The organism is Pseudomonas sp. AD21 (genome assembly GCF_002878485.1).
GTDB lineage: Bacteria > Pseudomonadota > Gammaproteobacteria > Pseudomonadales > Pseudomonadaceae > Aquipseudomonas.
Genome location: NZ_NQYG01000059.1, coordinates 15,498 through 34,365, shown reverse-complemented (window position 1 = coordinate 34,365; position 18,868 = coordinate 15,498). Strand labels below are relative to the sequence as shown.

Annotated in this window: 16 protein-coding genes, 1 tRNA gene and 1 pseudogene; 15 read left to right on the top strand and 3 right to left on the bottom strand. The window is 58.9% G+C overall.

Annotated features, from left to right (window positions below; translation table 11 throughout):
- The first annotated feature begins 199 nt into the window (after window positions 1-199).
- From rimP to PseAD21_RS24095, 8 genes are all read left to right on the top strand, one after another.
- Window positions 200-658, top strand: a complete 459-nt coding sequence (gene rimP / locus PseAD21_RS24130) for a ribosome maturation factor RimP (protein WP_007993601.1) — start codon at window positions 200-202, stop codon at window positions 656-658.
- Between the two features lie 47 nt (window positions 659-705).
- Window positions 706-2,187, top strand: coding sequence for a transcription termination factor NusA (nusA, locus tag PseAD21_RS24125; RefSeq protein ID WP_093435760.1), 1,482 nt, complete (start codon window positions 706-708; stop codon window positions 2,185-2,187).
- Window positions 2,188-2,214: 27 nt separating this feature from the next.
- Window positions 2,215-4,734, top strand: coding sequence for a translation initiation factor IF-2 (gene infB, locus PseAD21_RS24120; RefSeq protein WP_102358319.1), 2,520 nt, complete (start codon window positions 2,215-2,217; stop codon window positions 4,732-4,734).
- A 159-nt stretch (window positions 4,735-4,893) separates the two neighbouring features.
- The gene (gene rbfA / locus PseAD21_RS24115) at window positions 4,894-5,295 is read left to right on the top strand and encodes a 30S ribosome-binding factor RbfA (protein ID WP_007915259.1); all 402 of its coding nucleotides are present in this window, start codon (window positions 4,894-4,896) and stop codon (window positions 5,293-5,295) included.
- A gap of 4 nt (window positions 5,296-5,299) precedes the next feature.
- On the top strand, window positions 5,300-6,217 hold the full coding sequence (gene truB, locus PseAD21_RS24110) for a tRNA pseudouridine(55) synthase TruB (RefSeq protein WP_024011571.1): 918 nt from the start codon (window positions 5,300-5,302) through the stop codon (window positions 6,215-6,217).
- Between the two features lie 141 nt (window positions 6,218-6,358).
- Entirely contained in the window at window positions 6,359-6,628 is a 270-nt protein-coding gene (rpsO, locus tag PseAD21_RS24105) for a 30S ribosomal protein S15 (RefSeq protein ID WP_003221553.1), read from the top strand.
- A gap of 193 nt (window positions 6,629-6,821) precedes the next feature.
- Window positions 6,822-8,927 (top strand): polyribonucleotide nucleotidyltransferase, encoded by a 2,106-nt coding sequence (gene pnp / locus PseAD21_RS24100; protein ID WP_102358317.1) that lies wholly within the window; start codon window positions 6,822-6,824, stop codon window positions 8,925-8,927.
- Between the two features lie 129 nt (window positions 8,928-9,056).
- Window positions 9,057-9,132, top strand: a tRNA-Thr gene (locus tag PseAD21_RS24095).
- A gap of 6 nt (window positions 9,133-9,138) precedes the next feature.
- On the opposite strand, the gene PseAD21_RS24090 is transcribed toward PseAD21_RS24095, so the two are convergent.
- Window positions 9,139-9,633: a hypothetical protein gene (locus PseAD21_RS24090; protein ID WP_102358316.1), complete on the bottom strand. Its 495-nt coding sequence runs from the start codon at window positions 9,631-9,633 to the stop codon at window positions 9,139-9,141.
- Between the two features lie 276 nt (window positions 9,634-9,909).
- Here PseAD21_RS24090 and PseAD21_RS24085 point away from each other — a divergent pair, with 276 nt between their 5' ends.
- On the top strand, window positions 9,910-10,209 hold the full coding sequence (locus tag PseAD21_RS24085) for a DUF6388 family protein (RefSeq protein WP_102358314.1): 300 nt from the start codon (window positions 9,910-9,912) through the stop codon (window positions 10,207-10,209).
- 51 nt (window positions 10,210-10,260) lie between these two features.
- Here PseAD21_RS24085 and nadC read toward each other — a convergent pair whose 3' ends face one another.
- Window positions 10,261-11,109, bottom strand: coding sequence for a carboxylating nicotinate-nucleotide diphosphorylase (gene nadC / locus PseAD21_RS24080; RefSeq protein WP_102358313.1), 849 nt, complete (start codon window positions 11,107-11,109; stop codon window positions 10,261-10,263).
- A gap of 424 nt (window positions 11,110-11,533) precedes the next feature.
- On the opposite strand from nadC, the gene PseAD21_RS24075 reads away from it, so the two are divergent.
- From PseAD21_RS24075 to PseAD21_RS24055, 6 genes and pseudogenes are all read left to right on the top strand, one after another.
- On the top strand, window positions 11,534-13,720 hold the full coding sequence (locus tag PseAD21_RS24075) for a DUF1631 domain-containing protein (protein WP_102358311.1): 2,187 nt from the start codon (window positions 11,534-11,536) through the stop codon (window positions 13,718-13,720).
- A gap of 64 nt (window positions 13,721-13,784) precedes the next feature.
- Window positions 13,785-14,345, top strand: coding sequence for a 1,6-anhydro-N-acetylmuramyl-L-alanine amidase AmpD (ampD, locus tag PseAD21_RS24070; RefSeq protein WP_003221563.1), 561 nt, complete (start codon window positions 13,785-13,787; stop codon window positions 14,343-14,345).
- Window positions 14,342-15,181, top strand: a complete 840-nt coding sequence (gene ampE, locus PseAD21_RS24065; protein WP_102358309.1) for a regulatory signaling modulator protein AmpE — start codon at window positions 14,342-14,344, stop codon at window positions 15,179-15,181. Before ampD ends, ampE begins: the two co-directional genes overlap by 4 nt.
- Window positions 15,182-15,409: 228 nt before the next feature.
- Window positions 15,410-16,501, top strand: a pseudogene (locus PseAD21_RS30370) (methyl-accepting chemotaxis protein); the annotation flags it as partial.
- Window positions 16,478-17,407 carry a methyl-accepting chemotaxis protein gene (locus tag PseAD21_RS30365; RefSeq protein ID WP_371859093.1) on the top strand — a complete coding sequence of 310 codons (930 nt, stop codon included), beginning with the start codon at window positions 16,478-16,480 and terminating at the stop codon, window positions 17,405-17,407. The pseudogene PseAD21_RS30370 and the gene PseAD21_RS30365, both read left to right, overlap by 24 nt.
- Before the next feature lie 293 nt (window positions 17,408-17,700).
- Window positions 17,701-18,090, top strand: a complete 390-nt coding sequence (locus PseAD21_RS24055; RefSeq protein WP_102358307.1) for a hypothetical protein — start codon at window positions 17,701-17,703, stop codon at window positions 18,088-18,090.
- On the opposite strand, the gene PseAD21_RS24050 is transcribed toward PseAD21_RS24055, so the two are convergent.
- Complete coding sequence (locus PseAD21_RS24050) at window positions 18,091-18,867, bottom strand: TatD family hydrolase (RefSeq protein ID WP_102358305.1); 777 nt, start codon at window positions 18,865-18,867, stop codon at window positions 18,091-18,093. It abuts the gene before it with no gap.
- Window position 18,868 lies beyond the last annotated feature (1 nt).

The following is an 18,868-nucleotide window of genomic DNA, read 5'->3' as shown; positions in this document are numbered from 1 at the left end:
TGGTAGCTCGTCGGGCTCATAACCCGAAGGTCGTCGGTTCAAATCCGGCCCCCGCAACCAGTTTAAGGAGCCCCTTTTAAGGGGCTTTTTGTTAGCTGGACACTTTCTACGCCGCTGTTCGACGGCGTTTCAAGGATGGGCGTTTCGCCCATTTTTTTATTTTGCAAAGCATGCACATATCATGCACTAGGGGGTTCAGGTGTCGAGCAAGCTAGAAGAGTTGCAGGCCTTGCTGGCCCCGGTGGTCGTGGCCCTGGGCTATGAATGCTGGGGTATCGAGTTTTCGGCTCAGGGTCGTCACTCGATGTTGCGCGTTTATATCGATAAAGAGGGCGGTGTGCTGGTGGACGATTGCGCCATTGTCAGCCGTCAGATCAGCGGTGTACTGGATGTTGAAGATCCGATCGCCGTTGAATACACACTTGAAGTTTCCTCGCCTGGCATGGAACGCCCGCTGTTCACTCTTGAGCAGTTTGCAAAATTTGCCGGTGAACAAGTAAAGATCAAGCTGCGCTCGCCTTTTGAAGGGCGACGCAACTTTCAGGGCCTTCTGCGCGGTGTAGAAGAGCAGGACGTCGTGGTGCAGGTAGAAGACCATGAATTCCTGTTGCCGATCGACATGATCGACAAGGCCAACATTATTCCCAGTTTTGACTGAGACGCGGATCCCGCGGATCCAATGGCTTGCGAAAGGCGAGGCGTACGATGAGCAAAGAAGTACTGCTGGTTGTTGAGTCGGTATCCAATGAAAAGGGCGTACCGGCAAGCGTAATTTTTGAAGCGCTGGAGCTGGCCCTGGCCACTGCTACCAAAAAGCGTTTTGAAGACGAAGTTGACCTGCGTGTGGAAATTAACCGCCACACCGGTTCCTACGAAACTTTCCGTCGCTGGACGGTCGTCGAAGAGAATGACCTCGACGATCCGGCCATCGAAACCTGGCCGACCAAGGTTGCTGAAACGCATCCTGGCGCCAAGGTTGGCGACGTCGTCGAAGAAAAAATCGAATCCATCGAGTTCGGCCGCATTGCCGCACAGACTGCCAAGCAAGTCATTGTGCAGAAAGTGCGTGAAGCCGAGCGCGCTCAAGTGGTCGACGCCTATCGCGAGCGCCTGGGAGAAATCATCTCCGGCACCGTGAAAAAAGTGACCCGCGACAACGTGATCGTCGATCTGGGCAACAACGCCGAAGCGTTGCTGGCTCGTGAAGACATCATTTCTCGCGAAACCTTCCGTGTCGGTGTGCGTCTGCGTGCACTGCTCAAGGAAATCCGCACCGAGAACCGCGGCCCGCAGCTGATCCTGTCGCGTACCGCGCCGGAAATGCTGATCGAACTGTTCCGTATCGAAGTGCCGGAAATCGCTGAAGGCCTGATCGAAGTCATGGCAGCGTCTCGTGATCCGGGTTCGCGTGCCAAGATTGCTGTCCGCTCCAAGGACAAACGCATCGACCCGCAGGGCGCGTGCATCGGTATGCGCGGTTCGCGCGTCCAGGCCGTGTCGGGCGAGTTGGGTGGCGAGCGTGTCGATATTGTCCTGTGGGACGATAACCCGGCGCAGTTCGTGATCAATGCCATGTCGCCGGCAGAAGTGGCGGCCATTATCGTTGACGAAGATGCCCACGCCATGGACATCGCCGTTGGCGCAGACAATCTGGCTCAGGCCATCGGTCGCGGTGGTCAGAACGTGCGTCTGGCTAGCCAGTTGACTGGCTGGACCCTGAACGTGATGACCGAATCGGACATCCAGGCTAAGCAACAAGCAGAAACCGGCGACATCCTGCGCAACTTCATCGACGAGCTGGAAGTCGATGAAGAGCTGGCTCAGGTGCTGGTTGATGAAGGCTTCACCAGCCTGGAAGAGATTGCCTACGTACCGTTGGAAGAAATGCTCAACATCGACGGCTTTGACGAAGACATCGTCAACGAGCTTCGCGCTCGTGCCAAGGATCGCTTGTTGACCAAAGCCATCGCTACTGAGGAAAAGCTGGCAGACGCCCATCCGGCCGAAGACCTGCTCTCGCTTGAGGGTATGGACAAGGATTTGGCGATGGAACTGGCGGTGCGCGGCGTAATTACCCGCGAAGACCTGGCCGAGCAGTCTATTGACGACCTGCTCGACATCGACGGCATTGACGATGATCGTGCCGGCAAGTTGATCATGGCCGCCCGAGCCCACTGGTTCGAGTAATTAGGCGCGGCCTGAGGAGAGAAGTGCATGACGCAAGTCACGGTGAAACAACTGGCCGATGAGGTCAAAACACCGGTAGAGCGCCTGTTGCAGCAGATGCGTGAGGCAGGTCTGCCGCACACCGCCGCCGAAGAACATGTGACTGACAGTGAGAAGCAATCCCTGCTGACTCACTTGAAAAGCAGCCACAAGGCGAAAGTGGAAGAACCACGCAAGATCACGCTGCAGCGTAAAACCACCAGCACCCTGCGTGTGGCTGGTAGCAAGAGCATCAGCGTAGAAGTTCGCAAGAAGAAAGTTTTCGTACAGCGCAGCCCGGAAGAAATCGAAGCCGAGCGCCAGCGTGAACTGGAAGAGCGTCGCGCAGTAGAAAATGCTGCCCGTCAGAAGGCTGAAGAAGCCAAGCAGCGCGCTGAAGAAGAAGCGCGTCGCCAGCCTGCTGCTGCGTCGAGCGCTCCTGCCGAAGCTGTTGCAGCACCTGCTCCAGTGGCCGAACCTGTGCGCGAAGCTGCGCCGGTTGTTGCTGCTGCGCCAGCTGCCGACACTCGCAAGCGTGACGAACAGCGTCGTCCGGACAAACCACGTGCCGACGACAACAATCGTCGCAGCGGTGGTGGTGATGGCGAGCGTAAAAACGCTCCGCATCGCGCATCGGTCAAAGAAAAAGCGCCGGCTCCACGCGTGGCGCCACGCACTACCGACGAAGAAAGCGATGGCTTCCGTCGCGGTGGTCGCGGCAAGGCCAAGCTGAAGAAACGCAACGCCCACGGTTTCCAGAGCCCAACCGGCCCTGTCGTGCGTGATGTGCAGATCGGCGAGACCATCACTGTTGGCGATCTCGCCAATCAGATGTCGGTCAAGGCTGCTGAAATCATCAAGTTCATGTTCAAGCTGGGTACACCGGCCACCATCAACCAGGTGCTTGATCAGGAAACTGCTCAACTGGTAGCCGAAGAACTGGGCCACAAAGTGACCCTGGTCAGCGACACCGCCCTGGAAGATTCCTTGGCCGAGTCCCTGAAGTTTGAAGGTGAGTCGTTCTCTCGTGCTCCAGTCGTGACCGTAATGGGCCACGTTGACCACGGTAAAACTTCCCTGCTCGACTACATCCGTCGTGCCAAGGTAGCTGCTGGCGAAGCCGGTGGTATCACCCAGCACATCGGTGCATACCACGTTGAAACCGAACGCGGCATGGTCACCTTCCTCGACACCCCGGGTCACGCCGCGTTTACCGCAATGCGTGCTCGTGGTGCCAAGGCGACCGACATCGTGATCCTGGTGGTTGCAGCGGACGACGGCGTGATGCCGCAGACCATTGAAGCTGTTCAGCACGCAGTAGCGGCTGGCGTTCCGCTGGTTGTTGCAGTGAACAAGATCGACAAGCCGGGCGCTGATCTCGATCGCATCCGTAGCGAACTGTCGGTTCACGGCGTGACTTCTGAAGAGTGGGGCGGTGATACGCCGTTCGTACCGGTTTCGGCGAAAGTCGGTACTGGTGTTGACGAGCTGCTCGAAGCTGTTCTGCTGCAAGCCGAAGTTCTCGAACTGAAAGCAACTCCGTCGGCTCCTGGCCGTGGCGTTGTGGTTGAGTCGCGTCTCGACAAAGGTCGTGGCCCGGTTGCAACCGTTCTGGTTCAAGACGGTACCCTGCGCCAAGGCGACATGGTTCTGGTCGGTTCGAACTATGGCCGCGTGCGTGCCATGCTCGACGAGAACGGCAAGCCAATTAAAGAAGCCGGTCCATCCATCCCTGTCGAGATCCTCGGCCTGGACGGTACCCCGGACGCTGGCGACGAGATGAGCGTAGTTGCTGACGAGAAGAAAGCCCGTGAAGTGGCTCTGTTCCGTCAAGGCAAGTTCCGCGAAGTCAAACTGGCTCGCGCTCACGCCGGCAAGCTGGAAAACATCTTCGAAAACATGGGTCAGGCCGAGAAGAAGACGCTCAACATCGTCCTCAAATCCGACGTCCGTGGTTCGCTGGAAGCGTTGAACGGTGCCTTGAATGGCCTGGGCAACGACGAAGTTCAAGTGCGCGTAGTCGGCGGCGGTGTCGGTGGTATCACCGAGTCCGACGCTAACCTGGCACTGGCTTCCAACGCTGTACTGTTCGGCTTCAACGTGCGTGCCGATGCTGGCGCACGGAAGATCGTCGAGCAGGAAGGTCTGGACATGCGTTACTACAACGTGATCTACGACATCATCGAAGACGTCAAGAAAGCCCTGACCGGCATGCTCGGCAGCGATGTTCGCGAGAACATCCTGGGTGTGGCCGAAGTGCGTGACGTGTTCCGTTCGCCGAAGTTTGGCGCGATCGCTGGTTGCATGGTGATCGAAGGTGTTGTGCACCGTAACCGTCCGATCCGTGTACTGCGTGAAGACATCGTTATCTTCGAAGGCGAGCTGGAATCCCTGCGCCGCTTCAAGGATGACGCTTCCGAAGTACGTGCCGGCATGGAATGCGGTATCGGCGTGAAGAGCTACAACGACGTCAAAGTCGGCGACAAGATCGAAGTCTTCGAGAAGGTTCAGGTTGCTCGCAGCCTCTAACTCGCGCACTTCAGGAGCCGTGATGGCCGGCCACATTCACATGTGCGGCGCATCACCCGGACTCTAAACGCAACGCCCGGTCTGGCATTTGTCAGGCCGGGCGTTTGCCGCTTTCAGACCTTGCGGGTTTCACCGTGGGGCAGTAACAGGTAACAAATCATGGCAAAAGAATACAGCCGTACCCAACGTATCGGCGATCAGATGCAGCGTGAGCTGGCCCAACTGATCCGTCGTGAAGTCAAAGATCCACGTGTTGGCCTGGTCACCATTACCGCTGTGGAAGTCAGCCGTGACGTCGGTCACGCGAAGATTTTCATCACCGTGATGGGGCAGGACAACGCTGAAGACATCGCGCAAAGCATCAAGGTGCTCAACGCTGCCGCAGGTTTCCTGCGCATGCAGCTGGCCCGTGAGATGAAGCTGCGCAGCGTGCCGCAATTGCACTTCCACTACGACGAATCCGTTGTCCGTGGTGCGCACTTGTCGGCCCTGATCGAGCGTGCGGTTGCTGAAGACAATCAGCACCCGGTCGCTGCTGAACCTGAAGACACCAAGGAGTAATTCGGTGGCTCAGGTCAAACGTATCCGTCGTAACGTCAGCGGTATCATCCTGCTCGACAAGCCGCTGGGGTTTACCTCCAACGCCGCGTTGCAGAAGGTTCGCTGGTTGCTCAACGCCGAGAAGGCCGGCCACACCGGCAGTCTCGATCCGTTGGCCACCGGTGTATTGCCGCTGTGCTTTGGTGAGGCAACCAAGTTCTCGCAATACCTGCTCGATTCCGACAAGGGTTATGAAACCCTGGCGCAATTGGGCAAGACCACCACCACGGCCGATGCCGAGGGTGAGGTTTTGCAGGAGCGCCCGGTGACCGTTGGTCGCGCCGATGTCGAAGCGGTTCTGCCGAAATTTCGTGGGCAAATCAGTCAGATACCGCCGATGTACTCGGCACTCAAGCGTGACGGGCAGCCGCTGTACAAGCTGGCCCGTGCAGGCGAAGTAGTGGAGCGCGAACCGCGTTCTGTTACTATTGCGCGCTTGGAATTGCTGGCCTTCGAAGGCGATACTGCGCGTCTTGCGGTGGATTGCAGCAAGGGCACCTATATTCGCACCCTGGTGGAGGATATCGGTGAGCAACTCGGTTGTGGTGCGTACGTCGCGGAATTGCGCCGTACCCAGGCCGGGCCTTTCACCCTGGCGCAGACCGTGACCCTCGAAGAGCTAGAAGCGGTACATGCCGAAGGCGGCAACGAAGCGGTGGATCGCTTCCTGATGCCATCGGACAGCGGCCTGCAGGATTGGCCGTTGCTGCACTTCTCCGAAGCGAGTGCGTTCTACTGGCTCAACGGCCAGCCGGTACGTGCCCCGGATGCTCCGAAGTTCGGCATGGTACGGGTACAGGATCACAACGGTCGCTTCATCGGTATCGGTGAAGTGAGCGAAGACGGGCGCATCGCGCCGCGTCGACTGATTCGGTCAGAATGACCGGAAACCGGTCCGTGTAATAGCGGGCCGGCGAGTGTGGCTGTTAACAGGCACGGTCACGACTCATTTATAGATACAGGGATTTGTCCCTGGCCTGTTGAAACTGTTTTTGAAACAGTTTCCTGATAAAAGGATTGCCTCATGGCTCTCGACGTTCAAGAAAAAGCTCAAATCGTTGCCGACTACCAGCAAGCTGTTGGTGATACTGGTTCGCCAGAAGTGCAAGTTGCACTGCTGACCGCCAACATCAACAAACTGCAAGGTCACTTCAAGGCCAACGGTAAAGACCACCATTCCCGTCGTGGTCTGATCCGCATGGTAAACCAGCGTCGTAAGCTGCTGGACTACCTGAAAGGCAAGGATCTGAGCCGTTACAGCGCTCTGATCGGCCGCCTGGGTCTGCGTCGCTAATCAGCGATTGCGCTATGAGGTTGGTTGTCTGTCAGGCATCAGCGGTTTTCCGCTGGTGGCTGGCAGGCTCCCAGCCTCAAGTTTTATCTGCACTACCGTTTTACCCGGACAGTCAGCGGGCCGATTCCCGACATTGCCCAAGAATTTCGCAAGAAACCAGTTCCCCCAAGAGCCACAAAGAAGGTAGGACACCGTGAACCCGGTAATCAAAAAATTCCAGTTCGGTCAGTCGACCGTTACCCTCGAGACTGGCCGTATCGCCCGTCAGGCCTCCGGCGCAGTATTGGTCACCGTTGACGACGACGTCAGCGTATTGGTGACCGTAGTCGGTGCCAAGCAAGCCGATCCAGGCAAGGGCTTCTTCCCTCTGTCCGTTCACTACCAGGAAAAGACTTACGCTGCCGGTAAGATCCCTGGCGGTTTCTTCAAGCGTGAAGGCCGTCCTTCCGAGAAAGAAACCCTGACTTCCCGACTGATCGACCGTCCGATCCGTCCGCTGTTCCCAGAAGGCTTCATGAACGAAGTGCAGGTTGTCTGCACCGTCGTTTCCACCAGCAAGAAGACCGATCCGGACATCGCTGCGATGATCGGTACCTCGGCTGCCCTGGCAATCTCGGGCATTCCGTTCGACGGCCCGATCGGCGCCGCTCGCGTAGCTTTCCACGAAAGCACCGGCTACCTGCTGAACCCGACTTACGAGCAGCAAGCTGCTTCGAGCCTGGACATGGTCGTTGCCGGTACTTCGGACGCCGTACTGATGGTTGAATCGGAAGCCAAAGAGCTGACCGAAGACCAGATGCTGGGCGCAGTACTGTTCGCTCACGACGAGTTCCAGGTCGTGATCAACGCTGTTAAAGAACTGGCCGCTGAAGCTGCCAAGCCAACCTGGAACTGGGCTCCGGCTCCAGAAGCCACCGAACTGCTGGGCGCGATCCGCGCCGAGTTCGGCGACGCGATCTCCCAGGCTTACACCATCACCATCAAGGCCGATCGTTACGCCCGCCTGGGTGAGCTGAAGGATCAGGTTGTTGCCAAACTGTCCGGTGAAGAAGGCCAGCCTTCGTCCAGCGAAGTCAAAGCGGCTTTCGGCGAAATCGAATACCGCACCGTTCGCGAAAACATCGTAAACGGCAAGCCACGTATCGACGGTCGCGACACCAAAACCGTACGTCCGCTGAACATCGAAGTCGGCGTTCTGCCGAAGACTCACGGTTCGGCTCTGTTCACCCGTGGTGAAACCCAGGCTCTGGTAGTTGCGACTCTGGGTACTGCCCGTGACGCACAGCTGCTGGACACCCTGGAAGGCGAGAAAAAAGACCCGTTCATGCTGCACTACAACTTCCCTCCGTTCTCGGTGGGCGAGTGTGGTCGCATGGGTGGTGCTGGTCGTCGTGAAATCGGTCACGGCCGTCTGGCCCGTCGTTCGGTTTCGGCCATGCTGCCAGCCGCTGACGTGTTCCCGTACACCATTCGCGTGGTGTCGGAAATCACCGAATCCAACGGTTCGAGCTCGATGGCTTCGGTTTGCGGTGCTTCCCTGGCCCTGATGGACGCTGGTGTTCCAATGAAGGCGCCGGTTGCCGGTATCGCCATGGGCCTGGTTAAAGAAGGCGAAAAATTCGCTGTTCTGACCGACATCCTCGGTGACGAAGACCACCTGGGCGACATGGACTTCAAAGTAGCCGGTACCGCCAAAGGCGTCACCGCGCTGCAGATGGACATCAAGATCAAGGGCATCACCGAAGAGATCATGGAAATCGCTCTGGGCCAAGCCCTGGAAGCGCGCCTGAACATCCTCGGTCAGATGAACCAGATCATCGGCCAGTCGCGTACCGAACTGTCGGCCAACGCACCGACCATGATCGCGATGAAAATCGACACCGACAAAATCCGTGACGTTATCGGTAAAGGCGGCGCGACCATCCGTGCGATCTGCGAAGAAACCAAGGCTTCGATCGACATCGAAGACGACGGTTCGATCAAGATCTTCGGCGAAACCAAGGAAGCTGCAGAAGCTGCTCGTCAGCGCGTTCTGAGCATCACTGCAGAAGCTGAAATCGGCAAGATCTACGTCGGTAAGGTTGAGCGCATCGTCGACTTCGGCGCATTCGTCAACATCCTGCCTGGCAAGGACGGTCTGGTGCACATCTCGATGCTGAGCGACGCTCGCGTAGAGAAAGTCACCGACATCCTGAAAGAAGGTCAGGAAGTGGAAGTGCTGGTACTGGACGTGGACAACCGCGGCCGTATCAAGCTGTCCATCAAAGACGTGGCAGCTGCCAAGGCTTCGGGCGTTTAATCACCCCACCGCTTTAGCGCAATAAAAATGCCCCGCCGTGAAAACGGCGGGGCATTTTTTTGTCTGCGAAATATCGAGACATTCTGTGAAGTTGCCGGACTCCGAGACCGGTGCTAGGTTTAGCCCACCGCCCGTGTAGCTCAGCCGGTAGAGCAGCGCACTCGTAACGCGAAGGTCGCAGGTTCGATTCCTGTCTCGGGCACCACTTCCCTTATTTCACCTTGCGGCTCAGATCCTCGACGGTACGTTTGAGCTGATCCATGGCGCGATCCTGATCGTTGATTTTCTGCTTCAGGCTGGAAATTTCGCTGCTGGCGGAATTCGAACTCGAACCGCTGTTGCGTTTTAGGTCTTCGACCTGGCGTCCGAGGGTATCCAGTTGGCGGTCCTGATCCTTGACCTTGTTCTTCAGGTCATCGATTTCCTTGCTACTGGAATTCGAGCTGGAACCGCTGCTGCGTTTGAACTCTTCAATCTGGTGTGACTGGTCGCGGACGGTGTCACGCATCTTTTGCAGTTCATCGATGCTGATATCGCTCTTGATGACCACATCCTTGCCGTAATCGTTGTGAATCAGCGAAACCTTGTCGCCATAGGAGGAGCTGCTGTTGCTCAGTTCAAGCGCCATGGCGCTTGCCGGCAACATCACGGCGGCAAGCAAGGCACTGGCGGACACCACGGAACAAATCTTCGAAAAGCTGCGCATCACTGGTTTTCCTTGTGAACAGCGAGAGTGAGTGCCGATATGGCACAACGCTATGACTTGGAATCCGGATTTATGTTCCGCAGGTCAACTTTTTGTGAGAGAGATGTAAAGAGCCGTGTAATTCGTCATGCAAACGTCCTATATTCGGTGCCTGCATGAGCATCGCTTAGCAGTTTTCAGATGATCCCGAATGGTTCCGAAGGCCGGACAATCCGCGTCAGAGAGATCCTTGATGATCCAGATCCATCCTCCATTCTTACGATCAGCGAGAACGCCATGACCGAATTAACTCAAGAGCAACGTCACGAACAAGCGCTGGAAAAGTACATTCTGGACGTACCGGACCTGAAAGAAGAGATCAAGGACCTGAGCGCCGACGATCAGAAAGATCAGATCCAGTGGGCGTTCGAAGACGAAGCCGAAGCCCAGGGCTTGCAGCCGTGGGAGTTGACGCTCAAGTACACCAGCACCCCTGAAGAGTTCGAGGCCCAGCGTCTTGTGCTGCACAAGGAGGCGGCCGAAGTGTTGGGCGTCGAGTGGGACGAGTACTGCGAGATGAACAATCTGGTGGTCTGAAACAAAAACGCCAGCCTCAATCGGGCTGGCGTTTTTTATTGCGCGACAGCCTCAGAGGCTCAGACGCATCGACAGGTCCACCGCCTTCACATCCTTGGTCATCGCGCCAATCGAGATGTAATCCACCCCGGTCTCGGCGATCGGCAGCAGCGTGCTTTCGTTGATCCCGCCGCTGGCCTCCAGTTTGGCCTTGCCGCCGTTCAGGCGCACAGCTTCGCGCATGTCGTCCAGGCTCAGTTCGTCGAGCATGATGATGTCGGCGCCGGCAGCCAGCGCTTCCTTCAGCTCTTCCAGGCTTTCCACTTCGACTTCAACCGGTTTGCCCGGCGCGATCTTGTGCGCGGCGGCGATGGCCTGCGCGATGCCACCGCTGGCGGCAATGTGGTTTTCCTTGATCAGGAACGCATCGTAGAGGCCGATGCGATGGTTGTGGCAACCGCCGCAGGTCACCGCGTATTTCTGCGCCAGACGTAGGCCAGGCAGGGTCTTGCGGGTGTCCAGCAGCTTGACCTGAGTCTGTGCAACGAAATCTGCCAGGAACTGCGCGCGCGTTGCCACGCCGGACAGCAGTTGCAGGAAGTTCAGCGCACTGCGCTCGCCAGTCAGCAGCGAACGCGCCGGGCCTTCCAGATGAAACAGCGGCTGATTGGGTTTGACCCGTTCGCCGTCACGCACCTGCCAATGCACCGCGACACGTGGATCGAGCTGACGGAACACGGTGTCGACCCATGCCGTACCGCAGATAACGGCGTCATCGCGGGTGATGATGGTGGCTTTGGCCAGACGTTCGGCGGGGATCAGTTGCGCGGTGATGTCGCCGCTGCCGATGTCTTCGAGCAACGCACGGCGCACGTTGGCTTCGATTTCGGCGGTCAAATCGGCGAGACGTAGATTCGGCATAACGGGCTCCACAAACTAAGTGCGCCGATTATAGGGGCATGGCAGGAGCCAACCCAAGGCAAGAACTCGCGTGCCTGACTGCATCTGGTCGATTTTCTGTGAGCAAAGCGGCGTTTTTCGTGGTCACTGGAAGGTGTCGCAGGCATAGGGGAAACCCTGACGGCTATAGCGCCCGGGACAAGTTTTGCAAGATAATCCGCCTTGCATTTGACGTCATGGCTTTGACGTTCGTCTGACGCCCCTATTCACCACTGCAGGAGCGAGCCTGCTCGCGAAATTCTGGCAGCGACATTGGTGCGACTGACACACCGCTATCGCGAGCAGGCTCACTCCTACAGGGATTTGCGCTGGTTCACGGCAAGTGTGTTGTGGTCGGTGCACTCGATGTTTGCGACGAGCGGGATCACCGTTTCAGGAGGCTTGGATGCACAAAGACGGGAATGTAGTGCCCTTGTACAAGGCCGCTACCGATCAGGCGAATCACTCGCCGCTCGCCCGCCTGCCTGTGATTCTGCTTCAGGTCCGCGACAAGGCTGCCCAGCAACTGCGCCATGGCTTGCAGGAGTTATTCGATAACGCCGACGACACCCTGTTCGAGATGGCCGACCGGGCGCGCAACGACGTCGAACAGAACATCTTTTTCGAAGCCATGCGCGACCTGCGCCTCAAGCGCAAAAACATTGAACGTGGCTTTCTCGAGCAGTTCTTCGAAGCCTTCGTTGCCCTCATCCAGTACGACGTTGTACAGCAGACGCTGCCCGATTCGCTGATGTTCGAGGATTCGGCGCCGCGTACCGATGACATGGAGCGCAGCGTGGCGGTCGAGACCATGGTCGGCCGTGTGCTCAAACGTGACGGCTTTGCCCTCGACCAACTGACCGCGCGGTTCAACGCGCTGCTTGGCAAACCCATCGACGATCAGCACAACCCGCTCGGCCCGGCGATGCTCTGCGAGTATTTTCTGCAGGCCGGACGTAACCTGGGCGTGGAGATCAAGGTCAAGCTGATCCTGCTCAAACTGTTCGAGCGCTATGTACTCGCGGACACCGAGCCGTTGTACGCCGAAGCCAATCAATTGCTGATCGCCACCGGCGTGTTGCCCGAGTTGAAGCCGGCACCGGCACGACGGGCGGTCGAGCGCGCTGCGGCCAGCATCAGCAGCGAAGAAAGCGATGAGCCTGCGCCCGCCGACGAAGGTGTGCAGGAAGTCTTCGCCGCGCTGCAGGAGCTGCTTCTGCATGTGCGTGGCAGCGTCGCCCCGACCCTGGAGCCGAGCGTTGCGACGCAACCGATCAGCACTCGCGACCTGCTGCGCCTGCTCTCGCACCTGCAGCAATATGTACCGGCACTGGCGGCGCAGGACGACTTCGATCTGCGTAACCAGCTCGAACAGTTGCTGACGCGGGTCAGCGTCAGGAGTGGCAAGTCGCGCATTGTCGACGGTGCCGACGAGGACGTGATCAACCTGATCGCCATGGTCTTCGATTGCATCCTTGAGGATCGCAACCTGCCGGATTCGCTCAAGGCGCTGATCGCCCGTCTGCAGATTCCGATGCTCAAGGTGGCAGTGCTCGACAAGAGCTTCTTCAGCCGCAGCAGCCACCCGGCGCGGCGCCTGCTCAATGAAATCGCCGATGCAGCCATGGGCTGGGGCGATTGCAACGGTGAGGCGCGCGGCAGCCTGTATCTGCGCATCGAACAAGTGGTGCAGCGCTTGCTGAGCGACTTTGGCGATGATCCGGCGATCTTTTCCGAACTGCTCGCCGACTTCCTGGCCTTCACCAGCGATGAGCGTCGACGTAGCGAATTGCTTGAGCAGCGTTTGCGCGATGCCGAAGAGGGACGGGCGAGAACCGAACTGGCGCGCCGGCGCGTCGAGCAGGCGTTGAATCAGGTGCTGCTGGGTAAAGTCCTGCCGCCGTCGGTGGTGACGTTTGTACGCGATGCCTGGAGCAAGGTGTTGCTGCTGACGTGCCTCAAGCATGGCGATCAGTCCGCTGAATGGCAGGCAGATGTGCAGACCATGGAGCAATTGATCTGGAGCGTTCAACGGCATGACGAGGCGGACGCGGGCCCGCGTTTGCTGGCGCTGGTGCCGGGGTTGCTCAAGTCACTGCGTGACGGCCTGAGCAGTTCGGCGTTCGATCCGTTTGCCACCAGCGAATTTTTCAGCGAGCTCGAAGCGCTGCATGTACGGGTACTTGAACCCGCTGCCGAGCAGGCCCCGACCGACGCAGCGACGTTGGTCGAGGTGTCGCAGCACATTATCCTGCGCAGCGCCGACGAGGGGGCGGGCAGCCTGAATCCGACAGGCCTTGCCCATGATGACGCTGGGCTGCGTCAAGTGGAGCAATTGCGCCTGGGCAGTTGGGTCGCTTTCCAGGAGGACGACGAGCACACTCTGCGCTGCAAGCTGGCGGCCATTATTGAAACCACCGGCAAGTACGTGTTTGTCGATCGCACCGGGATGAAAGTGCTGGAGCGCAGCCGCGTCGGCCTGGCCCTCGAGTTCCGGCGTGGCGCGGTACGTGCGCTGGACGACACCTTGTTGTTCGACCGGGCTCTGGAGTCGGTGCTCGGCAATCTGCGGCGACTCAATCGCGGCAAGTGATCGCGCGCCGGGGGTCGATCACGGCATACTGGGCGTCAACACAGTCGGCGTTGAAGGAATCGGTATGCAGTTGGATCCCGCTAGCGGGTGGTGTCACGGGGTGCAGGTCTGCCCATCGCCCAACTTCAATGAACGCCCTGCGGGCGAAATCTCCCTGTTGGTGATCCACAACATCAGCCTGCCACCGGCGCAGTTCGCCACCGGCAAGGTGCAGGAATTTTTCCAGAACCGACTGGATGTCACCGAGCATCCCTATTTTGCAGGGATCGCCGACCTGCGTGTCTCGGCGCATTTTCTGATCGAACGTGACGGCAGCGTCACCCAGTTTGTCTCCTGTCTTGAACGGGCGTGGCACGCTGGCGTCTCGATGTTCGAGGGCCGCGAAACCTGTAACGATTTTTCCGTGGGCATCGAACTCGAAGGCACCGATGATCTGCCATTCACCGATGCGCAGTACCAGGCATTGATCACGCTGACCCGTCAGCTGCAAACGGCATTTCCGGCTATCACCGGCGCCCGCATCTGCGGGCACAGCGACATCGCACCCGGGCGCAAGACCGATCCTGGCCCGGCATTCGACTGGGCGCGTTACCGCGCAGCCCTGGCACAAGAGGAAGGACAATGAGTTTTCTGGTGTTACTGCTGGCGGTCTGGATCGAGAAATTCTCGGCCCTGCGCCATCGGGTTCAACGCGATGGCGGATGGATCCGCGAACTGAACAAACTCGAAACCAGCGCGCGCCTGGGCCAGCGGCCATGGCTGGTGCTGACGATTCTGGTGCTGCTGCCGGTGGCGCTGCTCGGCTTGTTGCTGCTGGTGCTGGAACCTGTGGCGTACGGCTTGCTGGCCTTGCCGGTGCATGTGCTGGTGGTGATTTACGCCTTGGGCCGCGGAGATCTGCTCGGCGGCCTCGGGCCGTTTCGTGATGCCTGGCGCCGCGAAGACCTGCAAGCCGCCGCGCATGTGGCCAAACGTGATCTGGACATCTGCGCCGACAGCGGCGAGCAGTTGCTGGATCGGGTCCAGGGTCATCTGTTGTGGGAGGCCTATCAGAGCTTCTTCGCGGTGATTTTCTGGTACTTCGTGCTCGGTCCGGTGGTGGCGCTGGCTTATCGCTTGCTGGCGCTGGCACAAGAGCACGGCCAGAATCCGGCGCTGGTGGAAAGAGCGGGGCAGTTGCGCCATGCCTTGGACTGGGTGCCGGTGCGCTTGCTTGCTGCCAGTCTGGCTCTGGTCGGCAACTTCGTTGCAGTCAGCCGGGTCATGTTGCATGAGCTGCTGAACTGGAACATCAGCGCTGCGCAACTGATCAACAAGGTCGGGCTGGCAGCCGGCGAGATCCCGCCGCCGGTGGTCGGGCCTGAAGGCATCAACACCCTCGATTGCCTGTGGGAACTGCTGCTGCGCGCGGCGGTGCTGTGGTATGCCGGGTTTGCCTTGTGGACCGTGCTGGTTCACTGATCCCTTGGTGAAATTCAGGTGGTGAGGGGATTCATCCCCTCACCACAAGGTCAGTTGTCAACTCAGGTAGTCGTTAACCTTAAGTTACAAAACCTCCCCTCGATTTAAGCTATACAGAGACAGCGCCCGATAGTGGCTATCTGCTGTCGCCCCGCGCCTGCCAATAAAAACAAGAAAAGCCAAGGGAGACTTCCAGTGAAGAGCTTGCTCTATCCCGCCGTCTCGCTGATGAACCGTCTGAGCTTCGGCATGAAGTTCAGCCTGATCAGCGTGCTGTTCCTGGTGCCGATGCTGGTGACCAATTTTTATCTGGTGCGCGATTCCTATCGTGAATTCCAGGGCACCCGGGTGGAGTTGCAGAGCCTCGACCTGTTGGGCAGTAGCCTGACCCTGCGCCGGGATCTGGAGACTCTCAATAACCTGGTACAAGTAGATGTCATCCTCGGTCAGTCCGGCAAGGCCGGCAATCTCGAAGCGCAGATCAGCAGCCTGGAGCAAACGGTCCTTTCGCGTCTGCAAAGCCTGCAGGCGATGACCGATGATCCTGAGCAGATCAAGGTTTTTGACGGCAAACGCGATGAAATGATCAGCGCGTTCAAGGCTCAGCAGGCGGAAAACTCCCTGCAAAGCAAAAGCGGGATGATCGGCAAACTGCTCGGCAATGCGCAGATCTTCAGCCAGATCATCGCCAGTCAGGCCGGTCTGAGCCGCGACAATCAGGGTGACATCCGTCAGCTCAGCGAACTTGTGACCAACATTACACCGGCCGTGACCCAGACCCTCGGTGAGGGCCGGGCCATCGGCTCGTACTCATTGGGCCAGGGCTTTCTCAACAGTTCGTCGAGCACCCGGTTTGACGAGTTGCTGGCGCAGATCGAAAAACTCCAGGCCGAATACGCCCTGAAACTGGCGGACGCTCTCGACTCCAGCAAAGCCGCGCGCGCAGACCTCAGTACCCAGGCCGACAACAGCAAAACCTCTCTCAAACAGGCCAGCGAACTGTTTGAAGAGAAAGTCGTGGTGGCCGAAACCCTCGATACCCCGTGGCAAGCGTTCTACGACCAGGTCACCGGGCTGATGGACAAGACCTACCAGCTCAACGACGTGACCCTGAAATTCCTCGATACCCAATTGCAGCAACGCCTGGCGCAGAACCGCACGCACATGGTCCTGCAGGCCGTGGCGTTGTCGGTGGTGTTTGTGCTGATTTTCTATCTCTACGGTGGTTTCTACGCGTCGACCCGCACCACGCTCAAGCGCTTGGGGGCGATGATGGACAAGGTCGCGGCCGGTGACATGACGGTCAATTTCGTCGCCCACAGCCGTGATGAACTGGGTGAGTTGGGCGAAGTGTTCAATGGCACCGTGAGGAAGATCCACGACCTGATCGAGCGGGTCGGCCATACCGTGAGCGAAGTCGAGCGCCAGGCCGGGCAGGTGGAAAATGTGTCCGCGCAGAGCAACCAGGCGGTGGCGGGGCAGCGCACGCAGATCGAGCAAGTGGCGACCGCGATGAACCAGATGTCGGCGACCTCGCTGGAAGTGGCCCGCAGCGCGGCGGCAGCGGTGAGCAGTGCCCACAGCGTCAACGATGAAACCATCAGCGGTCGTGGATTGGTCGAGTCGCAGCAGGGCAGCATTGCCGCGCTGGCCAGCGAGATCGATCAGTCCGTGCGGGTGATCAACCAGTTGGCCAGTGACAGCCAGTCGATCAGCCGCGTATTGGAGGTGATCAAGAGTATCGCCGAGCAAACCAACCTGTTGGCGCTCAACGCCGCCATCGAAGCGGCCCGTGCCGGTGAACAGGGTCGTGGGTTTGCCGTGGTGGCGGACGAGGTGCGTACCTTGGCCAAGCGCACCCAGCAATCGACCGAAGAAATCGAACAGATGATTGCCAAGCTGCACGGTGGAGTCGGCGCGGCGGTGAAAGCCATGGGCGTCAGCCATCAGATGGCCAGCGGCACGGTCGGGCAGTCGGAAAAGGTCCAGCAGGCGCTGGAAAATATCCTGGGTGCGGTGGGCATGATCGTCGATCAGAACCAGCAGATCGCCGCTGCCGTGGAACAACAGACCGCCGTGGCGCACGACATCGACCAGAACATCGTCGAGATCAACCGCGCCGGCGAGCGCACGGCCCAAGGTGCGCATCAGACGGAAGATGCCAGCCGGGCACTGTCGGTGCAGGTGGTGGAGCTCAAGCAGTTGATCAGCGCATTTCGCGTCTGAGGCCTGCGCGCCACCCTTAGGCAGATAACCTGTGGTGAGGGGATTCATCCCCGATGGGACGCGAAGCGTCCCCCATGTCTGTAAGTGATCAGGGACTGCTGCGCAGTCCATCGGGGATGAATCCCCTCACCACAGGCTCATTCAAACAGGGGCAGCAGGGCAAATGTCCGAACATTTTGTAATGCTTTGATACTTACGCTTGTAAGCCAATTCCTGTTTTCTTTCGGCGACTGGCTTTTCGTCATTAATGAGCCAGTATTCCTGTTCCGCTGATTGCGTCGAGGAGGCCGCTCATGTCCGTTGCAACCTTGGGAATCCAGGGCCGTTGTGCACATTGCCAGACTACGCAGCAGCTCAAACCATGGCAGCTCAACGCCATTGCGATCAACGAGCAGTTCACCTGTGCGCACTGCCAGAAAAGCCTGGAGTTGCGCTGCCCGAAACAGATCAAACGCTTCAGATCCCTCGATTCGCTGGGACTGTTGCGCTTCAGTGCGTCGTTAACGGTGTGCACTGCGTTGCTGGTGGCGCTGGTCATGGAGTGGATCGGGTTGCTCAGCGTGAGTGAACAACTGAACGCTTCGCTGATCGTGCTTTTCGTGTACTTCGCGTTGCTGCGCTTTGTTCACCATCGCCAGCACATGACTTTGATCCTCGACGCGGCCAAGGCCCACGCCGACTGATTACCAGCCGAACACTTCGGCGCAGTTGGCAGTACTGGCCGCCGCCAGTTGTTCTGCACTGATATTCATCAACTCAGCCAGTGCCGCACAGATTGCCGGCAAGTGAGCGGGGCTGTTGCGCTGGCCGGGGAACATCGCGGGGGCCATGTCCGGCGAGTCGGTTTCCAGCACGATCGACTCCAGCGGCAGATCCGCCAGTACCCGATGCATGCGCAACGCCTGTGGCCAGGTCGGTGCGCCGCCCAGCCCCAGTTTGAATCCGAGTCTGATGTATTCGCGTGCCTCTTCACGGCTGCCGGCGAAGGCGTGGATGATGCCGGCACGTTTGAGTTTGAAGCGCTTGAGCGTGGCAATCACCGCCGCGTGGCTGCGGCGTACGTGGATCAGCGCCGGCAGTTCGAAATCCGCCGCCAGTTGCAGTTGCGCGTCGAACAGCGCCTGCTGGCGTTCGCGGTCGAGGGATTCGATGAAGTAATCCAGGCCGATCTCGCCCACTGCACACAACTGCCGATGGCCGCGCAGGCGGGTCAGCCAGTCGCCCAGCGCGGTCAGATCCTGCGGGCGATGCTGATCGAGATACACCGGGTGCAGACCGAACGCCGCGTACAGCTCGGCATCGCTTTGCACCAGATCCCACACCCGTTGCCAGTTGCCCTCATAGACCCCCAGCACCACCATCCGCCGCACCCCGAGGGCACGGCTTTCGGCGAGCAGCGCCGCGCGGTCGGCGTCGAAGTCGGGAAAATCGAGGTGGGTGTGGCTGTCGATCAGCTCCACG

Excerpts from the sequence above, each read along its gene's own strand:
- nusA (WP_093435760.1), top strand. The coding sequence starts at position 706 with ATGAGCAAAGAAGTACTGCTGGTTGTTGAGTCGGTATCCAATGAAAAG.
- infB (WP_102358319.1), top strand. The coding sequence starts at position 2,215 with ATGACGCAAGTCACGGTGAAACAACTGGCCGATGAGGTCAAAACACCG.
- rbfA (WP_007915259.1), top strand. The coding sequence starts at position 4,894 with ATGGCAAAAGAATACAGCCGTACCCAACGTATCGGCGATCAGATGCAG.
- rpsO (WP_003221553.1), top strand. The coding sequence starts at position 6,359 with ATGGCTCTCGACGTTCAAGAAAAAGCTCAAATCGTTGCCGACTACCAG.
- PseAD21_RS24090 (WP_102358316.1), bottom strand. The coding sequence starts at position 9,633 with ATGCGCAGCTTTTCGAAGATTTGTTCCGTGGTGTCCGCCAGTGCCTTG.
- PseAD21_RS24085 (WP_102358314.1), top strand. The coding sequence starts at position 9,910 with ATGACCGAATTAACTCAAGAGCAACGTCACGAACAAGCGCTGGAAAAG.
- nadC (WP_102358313.1), bottom strand. The coding sequence starts at position 11,109 with ATGCCGAATCTACGTCTCGCCGATTTGACCGCCGAAATCGAAGCCAAC.
- PseAD21_RS24075 (WP_102358311.1), top strand. The coding sequence starts at position 11,534 with ATGCACAAAGACGGGAATGTAGTGCCCTTGTACAAGGCCGCTACCGAT.
- ampD (WP_003221563.1), top strand. The coding sequence starts at position 13,785 with ATGCAGTTGGATCCCGCTAGCGGGTGGTGTCACGGGGTGCAGGTCTGC.
- ampE (WP_102358309.1), top strand. The coding sequence starts at position 14,342 with ATGAGTTTTCTGGTGTTACTGCTGGCGGTCTGGATCGAGAAATTCTCG.
- PseAD21_RS30365 (WP_371859093.1), top strand. The coding sequence starts at position 16,478 with ATGACGGTCAATTTCGTCGCCCACAGCCGTGATGAACTGGGTGAGTTG.
- PseAD21_RS24055 (WP_102358307.1), top strand. The coding sequence starts at position 17,701 with ATGTCCGTTGCAACCTTGGGAATCCAGGGCCGTTGTGCACATTGCCAG.